Here is a 15,148-nt window from a genome sequence, read left to right as displayed (position 1 = left end):
CCATAGACCCATGATGCAAATTCCTTAATAAACCCATCTTTATTTTCAGGGGATACAAAATAAGCAAGGTCTTGCTCTACTTTCTTTAAGCTTTCAGTCAAGTATTTCATTGCAAGTTTTTTTTAAAATTTAATACCTAAATTGTATATGTTTGACTATATTTGTCAATATAATTATTTGCTATCAATCACTCTTCTTAAAAAAACCCAATTTCCGTCTGCTGGCCTTTGGTCTGGCCTTTGCCGCGGGCGCCATGATCTATGTTTCTTTAACCGAAATTCTGAATAAATCGATTGCCTCCTTTAGTCTGGCTTTTGATGAAAAAACCGGTTTTGCCTTTGGCACCTTTGCATTTTTGTTGGGCGTGATTCTGGTGTTATTGCTGGATCATTTTGTGCCAAATCCGCATGAAACTGTTGAAACGCATGCCAGTGAGGGCGTCAGTTCACCGCAACTATTGCGTACCGGCATGCTGACTTTATTCGCCATTAGCGCACATAACCTGCCAGAAGGTCTGGCGACCTTTTTTGCCACGCTGGAAAGTCCTGCCTTGGGTGCGCCTTTGGCGGTGGCAATTGCGATTCATAATATCCCGGAAGGTGTGGCAATTGCCTTGCCAGTGTATATGGCGACCGGACGCAAAGATTATGCGCTCTGGGCCAGTCTGGTGTCGGGACTGGCTGAACCTTTGGGTGCCGCCTTGGGCTATTTTATTCTGGCGCCTTATATGAGCGATACGGTATATGGTCTGGTGTTTGGCCTGATTGGCGGGGTGATGGTCTATCTGGCACTGGATGAGTTATTGCCGACGGCAAAACGTTATGCCGAAGGACATGAAACCGTCTATGGACTGGTGAGTGGCATGGCTGCACTGGCAACCAGTCTGGTGATCTTTAAGTTTATTCAGTAAGTCCTGTTACAAGTCGGCCATGCAATAAAGCATGCAATAAAAAAGGCAGCCGAAGCTACCTTTTCCGACTTTAAAAATGATGATTTATGCGATCTTTTCAATACGACAATAGAAGAAGCCATCGCCTTGATCTGCTTTCGGCAACAACTGACGACCATGTATCTGTTCGATGCCCCAATCGGCTTCGATCTTGATTTCCTTGGCATCGGCATGCTGGGCAAAAAACTCGACCATCTGCTGTTCATTTTCCGCTTTCAGAATCGAACAGGTAATGTAGAGCAAGGTGCCGCCGACTTTTAACTGCTGCCACATATTTTCCAGAATCTGCTTTTGCAGCGCGACGGTTTGCGGAATATCTGTAGAATGACGCAGCAAACGGATATCCGGATGGCGACGGATCACACCGATGGCAGAACATGGTGCATCCAGCACAATACAGTCGACCGGTTCAGACGCTGTCCAGCTAATGGCATCGGCTGCAATAATTTCAACTTCGGCATAATCGGTTAACAGTAAGCGTTCCAGATTTTCTGCCACACGAACCAAACGTTTCGCGTCCTGATCAATTGCATAAAGTTTTTTCGGACTATACTTTTCCAGAATGTGTGCAGTCTTACCACCCGGTGCAGCGCAGGCATCTACTACAACTTTTCCTTCCAGATCAGGTATTAAGGTTGCACATAGCTGGGCGTGTTCATCCTGAACCGAGAAGCCGCCGGCTTCATAGCCCGGCAGGTTTGGAATATGCACATTCTGTTCCAGTACAATCCCGACTTCAGACAGGCTGCAAGCACGTGCTTCATAGCCTTCTTCTTCCAGAATTTCCAGATATTCATCACGGCTAACCTGATTGACATTAACACGCAAGGTCAGCGGTGCAATCTGTTTTAACTCGTGCGACAGTTCAGCCAGCTGTTCCGGCCAGTCTTTCTTTAAACGTTTGAATAACCAGCTTGGCAGGCCATGTGCCTGATTTAACGCCAGATCAAATTCTTCTGTTTCACGTGAAACACGACGTAACACCGCATTGACCAGACCACTTAAAGGTTCAAAGCCCAGCTGTTTGGCGGCAGTCACGGTTTCTGAAATGGCGGCATGTGCCGGAATGCGGGTACATAGAATCTGATATAAACCCAAATATAAGCAGCTTTCTAGGGCCTGGTTATCAAGGGGTTTAGTTAATAACGGCAGGGTAATGGCTTTCAGGCCATGCCACTGACGTAAACAGCCCAAGGTTAACTCGTGATATAAACCACGGTCACGTTCAGACACGATATTGATATGTTGATTGAGTACTGAAGCAAGTGATTGGCCATTTTGTACAGCCAAGAGTGTTTTGACAACTTGCGCGCGCAAATTCAAGTTTTTAGCTGATGATTGAATTTGGCTCATGCGAATTTATATCCTACCGATAGTTTTTGAGTTTGATTAATTTGAACAGCATTCAGGGCTTTGCCACCTGGCCATTGCAGATTGGTGATGCAAATGGCGTTCTGATCACCACACATCACATGTACGCCGTCTTTATCCAGAGCAATTACTTCACCTGCCACTGCAGCGGTTGCCTGCTGGGTAGAAAGTGATGAATTCCAGATGCGTAAATTGTTACTGTCATCCAGCGGGGTAAAGGCCACCGGCCAGGGATTAAAGGCGCGAATATTCCGGTCAATCTCTGCCGCAGGCTGGCTCCAGTTGATTTGTGCTTCCGCTTTTGAAAGTTTATGTGCGTAAACCGTAAGTGCTTCGTCTTGCACTTCACGTTCAGCCAAATATTTTTGTAAGCTTTCTTCAGACTCAAGTACCTGAACGGTAGCTTCAGCACCTTTAACAGCAAGTTTGTCGTGTAAGGTTGCAGAGGTATCTGTCGCTTCAATTGGGCAGATGGTTTTCAGCATCATATCGCCTGTGTCCAAGCCTGCTGCCATTTTCATGATGGTTACACCAGTCTCGGTATCGCCGGTGGCAATGGCACGTTGAATCGGTGCTGCACCGCGCCAGCGCGGAAGTAATGAACCATGAATATTCAGACAGCCATATTTGGGTGTATCCAGAACCACTTGTGGCAGAATCAGGCCATAGGCCGCCACCACCATCACATCTGCATTTAAGGCTTTGAGTTCTGCTTGCGCTGCCAGACCTTCTTCAGTCGATGACTTGAAGTGCAAAGGCTGATAGACCGGAATATTGTGTTCTAGCGCCAACTGCTTGACTGCAGATGCCGTGAGTTTTTGCCCGCGTCCGGCTTTGCGGTCAGGCTGGGTATAGACCGCCACAATTTCATGCTCGGTTTTGAGTAGCGTAGCCAATGCAGTCGCTGCAAATTCTGGTGTGCCTGCAAATATGATCTTCACACATGAAATTCCAAATAAACTTAAAAGCTATTATAAGCCAAAAGCCAAATTTCAGCCTAATCGTTGCAAAAACTTATCCAAGAAGCTTGCTGAGTGCTTGAATTTCGGTGGAATTTTTATATAAAAAAAACTCATGCAAATTGTAAAAATTATTCATGAAAGTTTTGTATTGTCCTGACGATGATGGCGGTATAGTAGATTTCATCAAGAAATTTTTATCGCCAGATCATCATAATCTCTCTATAGATATTTTTGCCTGCATCTACAACCAAAAGGTCATCTTGTAAAACAAGGACTTGTAGTATGATAGGTCTAAAATGCAACTGATTTAAGCTCATTGTCAGTATGATTTAGCCAGAGTGGATCTGCCCGGTTCATTTCAAGCTCAAACTTTGTTGGAAATATAAAATGCCTGACTATCGTTCAAAAACATCGACACACGGAAGAAATATGGCTGGCGCGCGCGGTTTATGGCGTGCTACCGGAATGAAAGACGAAGATTTCGGTAAGCCGATTATTGCGGTCGTTAACTCATTCACGCAATTTGTACCGGGTCATGTCCATCTAAAAGACCTGGGTCAGCTGGTTGCACGTCAAATTGAACAAGCAGGCGGCGTAGCAAAAGAATTCAATACCATTGCTGTCGATGATGGCATCGCGATGGGTCATGACGGCATGCTGTACTCATTGCCTTCACGTGACCTGATTGCTGACTCGGTTGAATACATGGTTAATGCACACTGTGCAGATGCGATGGTGTGTATTTCAAACTGTGACAAAATCACCCCGGGCATGCTCATGGCAGCCATGCGTTTGAACATTCCTGTGGTGTTTGTTTCAGGCGGCCCGATGGAAGCGGGTAAAGTGCAAATTCGTGGCAATGAACAGGCAATTGACCTTGTTGATGCGATGATTGTGGCGGCAGATGACAACTACACAGACGAAGAAGTCAAAGCATACGAACGTTCTGCATGTCCAACCTGTGGTTCTTGTTCAGGTATGTTTACGGCCAACTCAATGAACTGTTTGACTGAAGCTTTGGGTCTTTCATTACCGGGTAATGGTTCTACGCTGGCAACACATGCCAACCGTAAGAAATTATTTGAGCGCGCAGGTCAGTTGATCGTTGAAATCACCAAGCGTCATTATGAACAGAATGATTACAGCGTATTGCCACGTAATGTAGCAACCAAAGCATCCTATGAAAATGCCATGACTTTGGACATCGCGATGGGTGGTTCAACCAACACCGTTCTTCACTTGTTGGCAGCTGCTCACGAAGCAGAAGTAGACTTCACCATGGACGATATCGACCGTTTATCTCGTAAAGTGCCTGTACTGTGTAAAGTGGCACCTGCGGTTAAAAACGTCCACATGGAAGATATTCACCGTGCCGGCGGCATTATGTCGATCCTCGGTGAACTAGACCGTGGTGGCTTACTGGATACGTCTGTACCGACCGTACATGAAGCAACGTTGAAAGATGCTTTAGACAAATGGGACATCATCCGTACTGAAGATGAAGAGGTATATAACTTCTTCAAATCGGCACCGGGCGGTGTACCAACCCAAACTGCATTCTCACAAGATCGTTATTACACCCGTCTAGATGGCGACCGTGAAAATGGTGTAATACGTAATGTTGAACATGCCTTCTCGCAAGACGGCGGTTTGGCAGTGCTTTACGGCAACATTGCACTGGATGGTTGTATCGTCAAAACTGCGGGTGTAGATGACTCTATCTTGAAATTCAACGGCACAGCACGTGTATTTGAAAGCCAGGATGATGCAGTTGAAGCCATTCTTGGTGGGAAAATCGTGGCAGGTGATGTGGTGCTGATCCGTTATGAAGGTCCACAGGGTGGTCCAGGCATGCAAGAAATGTTGTACCCAACCAGCTACTTAAAATCGAAAGGTTTAGGTAAAGACTGTGCACTTGTCACTGATGGTCGTTTCTCTGGTGGTTCTTCAGGTCTTTCCATTGGTCACGTTTCCCCAGAAGCAGCTGAAGGCGGCACAATTGCCCTGGTTGAAGATGGCGACCGTATCGAAATTGATATTCCAAACCGTAGCATTCATTTAGCCGTTGCTGAAGATGTATTGGCAGCACGCCGTGAAGTACAAGAAGCCAAAGGTTGGAAGCCTGCAAAGGAACGTCCACGTAAAGTATCTAAAGCGCTGAAAGCCTATGCAATGCATGCCACCAGTGCGGCGAAAGGTGCGGTACGTGATATCTAAGCTGTAATTTTACAGATTTAAATAGCACTCCAGATGGGGTGCTTTTTTTATACAAGAAACTATACAATGATCTTAAAATAAATTGTCCAAGACCGACGCTTAAAATCGGTCATCGCCCAGGAAGAGAATAATGAGTAAAGATAATATCCGCGAGCATTCTGCCCCCGTTTATGAAGGTATTGAAAATGCACCGGCGCGTTCCATGATGCGTGCTACCGGTTTTCAGGATGCCGATTTTAACCGGCCATTTATCGGCATTGCTTCGACCTGGGCCAATGTCACGCCTTGTAATATGCATATTGATGGTCTGGCCAGAACCGTAGAGCAGGGCGTGAGTGCGGCGGGTGGCAAGGGCATTATCTTTAATACCATTACCATTTCAGATGGCATTTCCAATGGCACCGAAGGCATGAAATATTCCCTGCTGTCACGGGAAGTGATCGCAGATTCGATTGAAACCGTGGTCGGCTGTCAGGCTTATGATGGTGTGATTGCCATTGGTGGCTGTGACAAAAATATGCCCGGCTGCATCATGGGATTGGCGCGCCTCAACCGTCCGGGGCTGTTTATTTATGGCGGAACCATCAAACCGGGTGAAGGTCATACCGACATGATTTCAGTGTTTGAAGCGGTGGGTCAATATGCCAAAGGTGAAATCAACGCGATTCAGGTCAAGCATATTGAAGAGGTTTCCTTGCCAGGTCCGGGTTCGTGTGGCGGTATGTACACGGCCAACTCGATGGCCTCTGCGATTGAAGCTTTAGGTATGAGCCTGCCGGGCTCTTCGGCACAGGAAGCGGTATCGGAAGACAAGCAAATTGACTGTGCCCGGGCCGGTGAAGCGGTGATGAACCTGTTGCGACTGGATATTAAGCCGCGCGACATCATGACCAAAGCCGCCTTTGAAAACTCGATTAAAGTCTTGATTGCGCTGGGTGGTTCGACCAATGGTGTACTGCATCTTTTAGCCATGGCACATACAGCAGGAGTGGAATTGAGTCTGGATGATTTCGTGCGGATTGGTAAAGATATTCCGGTGGTGGCCGACGTGCGTCCATCAGGTAAATATCTGATGTCAGAACTGATTGCGATTGGTGGAATTCAACCACTGATGAAGCGCATGCTGGATGCCGGCATGCTGGATGGCTCATGTCTGACGGTCACAGGTAAGACGCTGGCAGAAAATCTGGCCGATGTGCAGGACTATCCGGAAGGCCAGCAGATTATTCTGCCTTTTGATGCGCCAGTGAAAAAAGACTCACATCTGGTGATTCTAAAAGGCAATCTGTCACCGAAGGGCGCGGTCGCCAAAATTACCGGTAAGGAAGGACTGCATTTTGCTGGCCCGGCTCGCGTGTTTGAAGGTGAGCAGGGTGCCATGCGCGGTATTCTGGATGGCGAAGTCCAGCCGGGTGAAGTGGTGGTGATTCGTGGCGTTGGTCCCAAAGGTGGCCCGGGAATGCCAGAAATGCTGAAACCGACCTCTGCGATTATCGGGAAGGGCTTAGGCGCTTCAGTTGCCCTGATTACCGATGGACGCTTCTCGGGTGGCAGTCACGGTTTTGTGATTGGTCATGTCACCCCCGAAGCTTATGATGGCGGCCCGATTGGTCTGGTACAAAATGGCGACCAGATTTCAATTAATGCGGAAACCCGGGAAATGACCTGGCATGTGGATGAGCCGGAGATTGCAGCACGTCAAGCAGCTTGGATCAAACCAAAACCGAACTATACCCATGGAGCACTGGCCAAATTCGCCAAACTGACCTCAGGTGCAGAAACCGGGGCGGTCACTGACTTGAATCTTGACCTCTAATCCATTGTTAAACATTGAACATTTGTTTATGACTTGATATAAGTTTTTACACCATGCAGGGCTTTGGCTCTGCGATCTTAAAAATAGATTATTCTGTACAGATTCAATTTTTTGAACTGCACACCGTCATCTTTGTCGAGGCCGAACTCATGTCCCTGTTACGCCGTTGGTTTGATCCAATCCGATCGAGTTGGTTTTACCAGAAACCAATCCGTCAAACGGTGTTATCTATTCAAGATGGGCTGAGTATCCATTTAAGACTGGATGATGTGTACAGCTATCTGGCGGTACAGCAGCTGCCCCAGCTCGAAGAAATTTTAAGTCCGCAGCTCAAGCCGCTGAAAGTAATTATTTCCAGTTCGCATGCAGCCCCCCCAAATCAGATGTCTTTTGATGAATGGCAGCACTACACCCTAAATGATGCCAAGATTCTGTCGAAACAGCATCGTTTTAGTTTTCATGACACGCCAGAATTGCCCAGCGCTGAAGCCTTGCAACAGGCGGAACTGATTTTACGGCATACCCCGCTGCGCGGGCAGGATTTTCTGTATTTGCTGGAAGATGTGTTTCATATGTTGTGGCAAAAACAGACCGGAAAATTACGAACCCTTTATGCCATGGCCAGTCGTCATCATCAGCCACAGGACTTTCCCGAACGTATTTTTGACCAGACCCCGATTCTGGCCAGCTATTTTAATTTAGGCGGACGCCAGTATCAGGCAGTCGATGACCTGTTGCGTCTGACCCGGCGTCTGGAGCAGCAAAAACTGCTGACCGGTAATCCGATTTTTATGATCGATCACATTGAATGGCGTGAGCATCTGATCAGTGATGCTGAAGAGCTGAACGAGATCCAGTCGATGGATCCGGAACTGGACTTGTATATCGCGCTGGAAGATCCGATCTCCTGGCTTTTGCTGGCCTATATCAAGGAAGAACTGGCGGATTATTATAATATCCAGTTGAATGTCTATCCCTTGTCCTATCGTGGCCGGGATGAGTTTGACTGGAGTCTGGCCACACGTTTATCCAAACGGACGGACGTAGAATTTACCCCGTTTTGCCGACCGACCGAGCAGGCGATTGCGCCAATCGCACAGTTATTTTATAGCTGTCCCGAGGAGCAGCGGATTGAGGCGATGTACCAGATCTTGCAGGCCGTCTGGACCCGTGGTGAAGACCTGTCTTATGCACCCCATTTCAAACTTTTGCAGCAACAGTTAAATATTGTAGATCTGACCCAGGACGATATTCTGGTGAAGCTGCAGGACAATGATATGCTCTGTGAAATGAAGTCGCAGCCGAACTTTCCGGTACTGGAACTGCGGATAGATGATCAAAGTTATACATTTAATAGCTTATATCGGGTCTGGATGATTGAAAGTATTTTCAGTAATGTGTTAGAAGAAAAGTATAAGAGTAATAATCAAACTGAAAGTGAACTGAAAAAACATGGAAAAGATCAAAGCTGAATCACTAGAATATGCACGTCAACAGATCGATGCCATTGATACAGCTTTAGTTGAGCTGATCGCTGCGCGTCAATTTTATGTTGATCAAACCACCCGTTTCAAAAAAACCGAAACCGATTTGCAGTCACCAGAACGTATGGAACAGATTGTAGAAAATGTTAGGGCATTGGCGCAAAAGCAGGGCCTCGATCAGGAGTTTATTGAACATCTATACCGTGAAATGTTCCAATACTTTATTCAACGTGAACTGAAAGAGTTTCGTCCTTAAACGGGCTCATTTCAGTTCAACTACGCCGGACGATCTTCAAGCTATGCAGGAGATCTTGCTGTAGCCATGGCGATTTTTAAGCACAACATCGCCTTTTTGCAAAAATAATTTATCCATAAAAAGCCCATTCAGCCAAGTGCCTAAAGCCTTGCCTGGACGGGCTTTGCACGGTTTTATAGAAATTATGGTAAAAAAAAGAAATTGATTTTATTAAATATTTTTACAATGTAAGTTTGATTTAATTTAAAAAGTATATATATTGTATATACATCTTTTGCAAAGTAGTCTTTATTTTGGAGAGATAAGCAATGAGCGAGCAAATCAAAAAAATAAAGACAGGCAAGAAAGATGGACAACTTTTAATTCGTATTCAGAGTACGGAGCGTGATGAATTTATTCGTCTCTGCGAAGAACTGGATACTAGTGCTGCTCGTGAATTAAGAAAATTTATTCGTGGTTTTGTGAAACAACACAAGCCTAACGAATAGCCTTACTAGGGAGTAATACCATGGCTAAGCAAGTTAAATCTTTAAAGCAAGAAATCAAAGCACGTTTGAAAAAGATTTCAAAACATAAAGGCAAATTGAAGCAACTGAAGCAAGCGCTTAAAAAACAGAAATAAGCCAACGTGAATCAATTGCCAGTCACTTAAAACAGTTCATTCTAGACAGACTGTTTTAGGCTACAAAAAAGACCGAACATATATGTTCGGTCTTTTTGCTTGCAACAGGCTGTGCCCAGTCATCGCTGAATTTTATTTTTTATCGACCAGACTGAAGAACCAGTTTAAGAACAGGGCTGCAAACGTTGCCGTACCAATACCACCCAGATTGAAGCTACCAAAAGTCAGGGCAAAATCACCCGTACCTAAAATAATGGTCACCGCAGCCACCATCAGGTTCTTGTTCTGCGAAAAATCGACCTTGTTCTCAATCCAGATTTTGGCACCAGCAATAGTAATCAAACCAAAGACTATAATCGAAGCACCAGTCAGAATCGCCGTTGGAATAGTATGAATCACCGCACCAAACTTAGGCGATAAACCCAGGAACACAGCAAAGACACCCGCGACTGCAAAGATGATGGTCGAGTAAACCCGTGTCACGGCCATTACACCAATGTTTTCACCATAGGTGGTCATACCCGGCGCACCCACACCACCGGCTAAAGTGGTTGCAATACCATCTGCTACAAAGGCTTTACCAATATGCGGATCTAGGTTTTCACCGGTCATCGCGCCTACGGCTTTAATATGGCCCAGATTTTCAGCCACCAGAATCAAGGCAATTGGCGCAATGATCAACATCGCATTCAATTCAAAGGTCGGTGCATGGAAAGTCGGTAACCCAAACCAGGCCGCTTGCTGAATGGGAAGGAAGTTGATTGCAGTACCATAACCCATGATATTGCTGAGCATGAAATAGATCAGATAGGCCAGTAACAGACCGACCAATAATAGCAGGCGTTGCAGCAGGCCTTTGGTAAAGACGGCAATCGAGCCCATGCACATCACGGTAACGAGAGACATCCACATATTAAAGGTGTTGCCCATGACGCTTTTAACCGTGACTGGAGCAAGGTTCAGGCCAATGATCATCACCACGGCACCGGTCACTACCGGTGGCATCAGCTTTTCGATCCAGCGGGTGCCCGTCGCCATGACCAGAAAGCCCATCAGCGCATAGAAGATGCCACATGCGATAATCCCGCCTGCTGCAACGCCAATATTCGGATTCAGTCCGCCACCACCCGCATAACCAGTTGCTGCGATGACCACACCAATAAAGGCAAAGCTTGAACCTAGATAACTTGGAACCCGGCCACCGGTGATTAAAAAGAACAGAATAGTACAGATCCCTGACATTAAAATCGCCAGGTTAGGATCAAAGCCCATTAAAAAAGGTGCCAGTACAGTCGCGCCAAACATGGCAAAGGCATGCTGTACACCCAAAACTACCGTTTGTGCGGGTGGCAAATACTCTGCGGTACCTACTGGTCGTGCATCGATACTGCCCTCATAAGGGCGCCATTTGGGAAACCAACTGGACATAAAATGAGCACTCAAAAGATAAATTGTGCACATCATACTCCGGTTTTTTGGAAGTTTTAATCACTCCTTTCAACTTTTTGTTCAAGTTAATTCATTGACTTTTATTTATTTTTTATCAATTGGTAAATATTTTTAATATAAAAGTAGCGTTAAATCAGTGGATTAATCATATAGCTATGCTTAAAATTCACTCATAAAGATTTGTTATTTTAGTTATAAAAAATACGATGCAGTGAGTGGTTTTGGCCAATTCATGTACAAAAAAAGCACATCACCAGGATGTGCTTTGAATGCGAGGGCGAAAAATCAGCCGGTATTACGTAAACCGGCTGCAATGCCGGCAATGCTGACCATTAAGGCATGATCGACCGGGGTATTTTCAGCTTGCTGCTGTTGCAGATAGAGACGGCGACGTTTCATCAGCTCGGCTTGCAGCAAATGTAGTGGTAGCAAATACGGTTTACGGACTTTCATGGATTGATCCAGGACGCCGTTGCTACTCAGCAATTTAGATTCACCCTTTAACGTCAGCAAGGTCTGTACAGCATCCTGCAAACGCTGGCGCAGCTCTGTGCCGAGTACTTTGAGATCTTCATCTTGGGTCAGATGTGATTCATAGTACAGGGCCACATGTGCATCGGCTTTGGACAGCACCATTTCCAGCATATCAATCAGGGTCTGAAAATATGGCCACTCTGCCAGCATCTCATCGAGTACCGCCCGTTGTCCCTGATCCAGTACTTTATTCAGCGCGGCACCGGTACCCAGCCAGGCAGGTAACATCAGACGAATCTGGGTCCAGGCAAATACCCAGGGAATCGCACGCAAGGACTCAATCCCGCCACTGACTTTACGTTTCGCCGGCCGTGAACCCAGCGGCAGCATTTGCAGTTCAAGTTCCGGAGTGACGGTGCGCAGGTATTTGACAAAATGCGGGTTTTCCCGCACGGTCTGGCGATAGACCTGAACCGAGAGTTCGGTCATTTGATGCATCAAGTCGCGCCATTCCTGTTTCGGCTCGGGTGGCGGGAGCAAGGTTGCTTCTAAGGTCGCAGCAGTATAAATTTCCAGATTCTGCAGGGCAATTTCTTCCAGTCCGAATTTAAAGCGGATCATTTCGCCCTGTTCAGTCACCCGAATCGTGCCTGAAATCGACCCCGGTGGCTGTGAGAACAAGGCTTGCTGGGTTGGCGCACCGCCACGGCTGATCGAACCGCCACGGCCATGAAACAGGGTCAGCTGAACGCCATGTTGCTGGGCAATCGTCGTCAGTTCTTCCTGGGCACGGTACTGCGCCCAGTTGGCCGACATAAAACCGGCGTCCTTGGCTGAATCCGAATAGCCAATCATCACTTCATGCTTGCCCTGAATATGCTGTTTATACCAATGCATATTGAACAGGGTCGACATGGTCTCGGCTGCACCGTCCAGATCTTTGAGGGTTTCAAACAGCGGTACCACTCGTAAGGCGTGCTTGATACCCGCTTCTTTTTGTAGAAGCAATACCGCCAGCACATCACTTGGATATTCCGCCATGGAAATAATATAGGCACCCAGAGACTCACTTGGCTGTTCTGCCAGGGTGCGCATGGTGGCAAAGACTTCCTGTACATCCGGATGCTGAATCAGACTGCCGGCTGGTTCATTCAGATGTTTTGGGAGCAAGGGACGTTTGCTTTGCAATTCTTGCAGTAAAAAGTTTTGACGTGCCTGTTCGGTCCAGGTGTCAAAATTTCCCAGCCCTAAATATTCAGTAATCGCCGAGATTGCCTGACGGTGACGACCTGATTCCTGACGAATATCCAGTTTCAGTAACTCAATCCCAAAGCTGTTGACCCGGTAAATAAAGTCCAGCAGGCTGCCATTGGCAATTTCGGCCAGATTGCAGTGCATTAATGAGCGATAGCAGGTCAATAGTGGCTGTAATAGCTCATCTTTACTTTTAATGACTAAACTATCATCGGCATCATTGCCCTTTAATTTTTCTGCCAGCCAGTGTCGGGTCGCTTTCAGGCGGCTACGGGTATCACGTAAATATTCACGATAGGGTTCCGGATGGTCCTGACCCAATGCCTTGGAGATTTCCGTACTACATTGCTGAATGGAGAGTTCCCAGCGCAGGTTCTCAATATCGCGTAAATACAGATCGGCAGCTTTCCAGCGTGACAGCCACAACACTTCTTGCGTCACATTATGGGTGACATTCGGGTTGCCATCGCGGTCACCACCCATCCAGGAAGCAAAACGTACCGGTGCAATATTTAAGGGCAAGTTCTGGCCGCATTGCGCTTGCACCATGCCATTTAATTCTCGGATAAATTTCGGAACCGCATTCCACAGGGTCTGTTCAATGGTAGTAAAACCCCATTTGGCTTCATCGATCGGGGTCGGGCGATGCTGACGGATTTCATCGGTTTGCCAGGCCGAGCTAATCAGCTGTTTCAGATCTGCCAACACTGCCTGACGTTCACGCGGCGTGAGTTTCTGCTGGTCGAATTTGGACAGGGCATTATTGATACCATCATATTTCTGGATCAGGGTGCGGCGGCTGACTTCTGTCGGATGCGCGGTCAGTACCAGTTCAATTTTTAATTCACAGATTTGCTGGTACAGCGTGTCGGCAGAAATCTCCTGCTGTTTAAATTTTTCAAATAACGGTACCAGAGGATTAGGGGATTCTGCCGTGTCATCGAATTCGCTTTGACGGCGACGACGCACCACATGATATTGTTCGGCAATATTGGCAAAGTTCAAAAAATGGGTAAAGGCACGGGTTAGAGGCAGGATTTCCGCATCTTCCAGACTCAAAAATAATTGTTCTAGCTGTTTTTCTGCTTCGACCTGTCCATCACGTGCGCCTTTAGATAAAGCACGAATCTGCTCAATCTGATTAAACAAATCCTGCCCCGCATGTAATTTTAAGGTTTCCCCCAGCAAATTACCCAGTAAGCGTACGTCTTCGCGTAGTGGTGCATCAATCTGTTGAATCATTTTTTATTCCCTCACATGCATGCTTTGACTATACCGCGACTGCATGACAATCCAAGTCCCTTAGAGACAAAAGTTGCAGAGCATTGGCTGCTTTTTTAGCAAATTTTAGGCCACATATGGTTATCGGTGCTCGATCCTGAGAGAAGGCTTTAGTCAGGCAGAGCATATTTCAGCATAAACAGTTCAATGGCCTCGCTAATGATCTGTTGCTGTTCTGCGCTTGAAGGGGGAGGGCTGAGACCCAGCAGGATTTTCTGATGACGGGTTCCGGTCAGCAGGGACACGATCAGCTCGGTCTGTTTTTCTGGAAGATCGACCTGAATAAAGCTGTACTGTTGGGCCAGAGCAAAGAAATCATTCCAGACTGCATCCAGTTTGCTATGCGAGGCCTCATAAAACTGTTCTGCCAGAGGACTTTGCTGCGAGGCCAGTTCCATCAGTAACAGGTCCAGCTTGATCGCTTCTGGTAAATGAATAATATTTAAAGCGCGCTGACAGGCCTGATAAAACTCCTGCGCAAAGTCACTGCTCGGCTGCAAGAGCTGAGGATGTTCATGCAGAATGGCTTCACAGGTATCCTCAATCGCACAGCTAAACAGGGTCGCCTTGTCCTGAAAATGGTTATACACCGTCAGCTTGGTCACACCTGCCTCACGTGCAATCTGGTTCATGCTGGAGGCATGATAGCCATGCGCTAAAAACAGCACTTTGGCCACGCTGAGGATGCGCTGACGCTTTTCCAGATCCTTGGGTCGTCCTACAGGTATTTGCACAATTTCTTCCAAAAAAAAGTCAATACGGTCATTGCTTTGAAGCTTGAGTTTTAATTAGTGTACCGGGTGGTATATTAATTAAAAAACAAGCAATTCAATATATCAGCATAGTTTGCCCTAAAAAAGACGATCAGATAAGAGTGATTGATATCAAATAATTATATTGACAAATATAGTCAAACATATACAATTTAGGTATTAAATTTTAAAAAAACTTGCAATGAAATACTTGACTGAAAGCTTAAAGAAAGTAGAGCAAGACCTTGCTTATTTTGTATC

The 15,148-nt window shown here is 46.4% G+C and carries 11 protein-coding genes; 6 read left to right on the top strand and 5 right to left on the bottom strand.

Annotated features, from left to right (window positions below; translation table 11 throughout):
• The first annotated feature begins 151 nt into the window (after nucleotides 1–151).
• On the top strand, nucleotides 152–910 hold the full coding sequence (zupT, locus tag FTV30_RS13705; RefSeq protein WP_306669837.1) for a zinc transporter ZupT: 759 nt from the start codon (nucleotides 152–154) through the stop codon (nucleotides 908–910).
• 84 nt (nucleotides 911–994) lie between these two features.
• On the opposite strand, the gene rsmB is transcribed toward zupT, so the two are convergent.
• On the bottom strand, nucleotides 995–2,302 hold the full coding sequence (gene rsmB / locus FTV30_RS13700) for a 16S rRNA (cytosine(967)-C(5))-methyltransferase RsmB (RefSeq protein ID WP_180001779.1): 1,308 nt from the start codon (nucleotides 2,300–2,302) through the stop codon (nucleotides 995–997).
• A complete protein-coding gene (gene fmt / locus FTV30_RS13695; RefSeq protein WP_180001778.1) occupies nucleotides 2,299–3,261 on the bottom strand; it encodes a methionyl-tRNA formyltransferase in 963 nt (320 codons plus the stop codon). The genes rsmB and fmt overlap by 4 nt, the downstream gene beginning before the upstream one ends.
• A 408-nt stretch (nucleotides 3,262–3,669) precedes the next feature.
• On the opposite strand from fmt, the gene ilvD (FTV30_RS13690) reads away from it, so the two are divergent.
• The 5 genes from ilvD (FTV30_RS13690) (at nucleotide 3,670) to FTV30_RS13670 (ending at nucleotide 9,543) form a co-directional block, all read left to right on the top strand.
• A complete protein-coding gene (gene ilvD, locus FTV30_RS13690; protein WP_004280822.1) occupies nucleotides 3,670–5,499 on the top strand; it encodes a dihydroxy-acid dehydratase in 1,830 nt (609 codons plus the stop codon).
• A 130-nt stretch (nucleotides 5,500–5,629) separates the two neighbouring features.
• Nucleotides 5,630–7,315, top strand: a complete 1,686-nt coding sequence (ilvD, locus tag FTV30_RS13685; RefSeq protein WP_004280835.1) for a dihydroxy-acid dehydratase — start codon at nucleotides 5,630–5,632, stop codon at nucleotides 7,313–7,315.
• Nucleotides 7,316–7,464: 149 nt separating this feature from the next.
• Nucleotides 7,465–8,787, top strand: a complete 1,323-nt coding sequence (locus FTV30_RS13680) for a hypothetical protein (protein ID WP_180001780.1) — start codon at nucleotides 7,465–7,467, stop codon at nucleotides 8,785–8,787.
• Complete coding sequence (locus FTV30_RS13675; RefSeq protein ID WP_159516534.1) at nucleotides 8,768–9,055, top strand: chorismate mutase; 288 nt, start codon at nucleotides 8,768–8,770, stop codon at nucleotides 9,053–9,055. Before FTV30_RS13680 ends, FTV30_RS13675 begins: the two co-directional genes overlap by 20 nt.
• Nucleotides 9,056–9,363: 308 nt before the next feature.
• Nucleotides 9,364–9,543, top strand: a complete 180-nt coding sequence (locus FTV30_RS13670; RefSeq protein ID WP_004280844.1) for a hypothetical protein — start codon at nucleotides 9,364–9,366, stop codon at nucleotides 9,541–9,543.
• Between the two features lie 266 nt (nucleotides 9,544–9,809).
• On the opposite strand, the gene FTV30_RS13665 is transcribed toward FTV30_RS13670, so the two are convergent.
• The 3 genes from FTV30_RS13665 to FTV30_RS13655 all read right to left on the bottom strand — a co-directional run bounded on the left by FTV30_RS13665 (nucleotide 9,810) and on the right by FTV30_RS13655 (nucleotide 14,869).
• The gene (locus FTV30_RS13665; protein ID WP_148334914.1) at nucleotides 9,810–11,105 is read right to left on the bottom strand and encodes a solute carrier family 23 protein; all 1,296 of its coding nucleotides are present in this window, start codon (nucleotides 11,103–11,105) and stop codon (nucleotides 9,810–9,812) included.
• Between the two features lie 306 nt (nucleotides 11,106–11,411).
• On the bottom strand, nucleotides 11,412–14,096 hold the full coding sequence (gene ppc, locus FTV30_RS13660; protein ID WP_180001777.1) for a phosphoenolpyruvate carboxylase: 2,685 nt from the start codon (nucleotides 14,094–14,096) through the stop codon (nucleotides 11,412–11,414).
• Nucleotides 14,097–14,245: 149 nt separating this feature from the next.
• Entirely contained in the window at nucleotides 14,246–14,869 is a 624-nt protein-coding gene (locus FTV30_RS13655) for a TetR/AcrR family transcriptional regulator (RefSeq protein WP_180001776.1), read from the bottom strand.
• Nucleotides 14,870–15,148: the final 279 nt, after the last annotated feature.

The sequence above is a fragment of the Acinetobacter sp. YH12255 genome, from assembly GCF_013417355.1.
Lineage (GTDB): Bacteria > Pseudomonadota > Gammaproteobacteria > Pseudomonadales > Moraxellaceae > Acinetobacter > Acinetobacter pseudolwoffii.
Note: the sequence above shows the minus strand (reverse complement) of the source record. Positions and strands in the feature narration are given on the sequence as shown.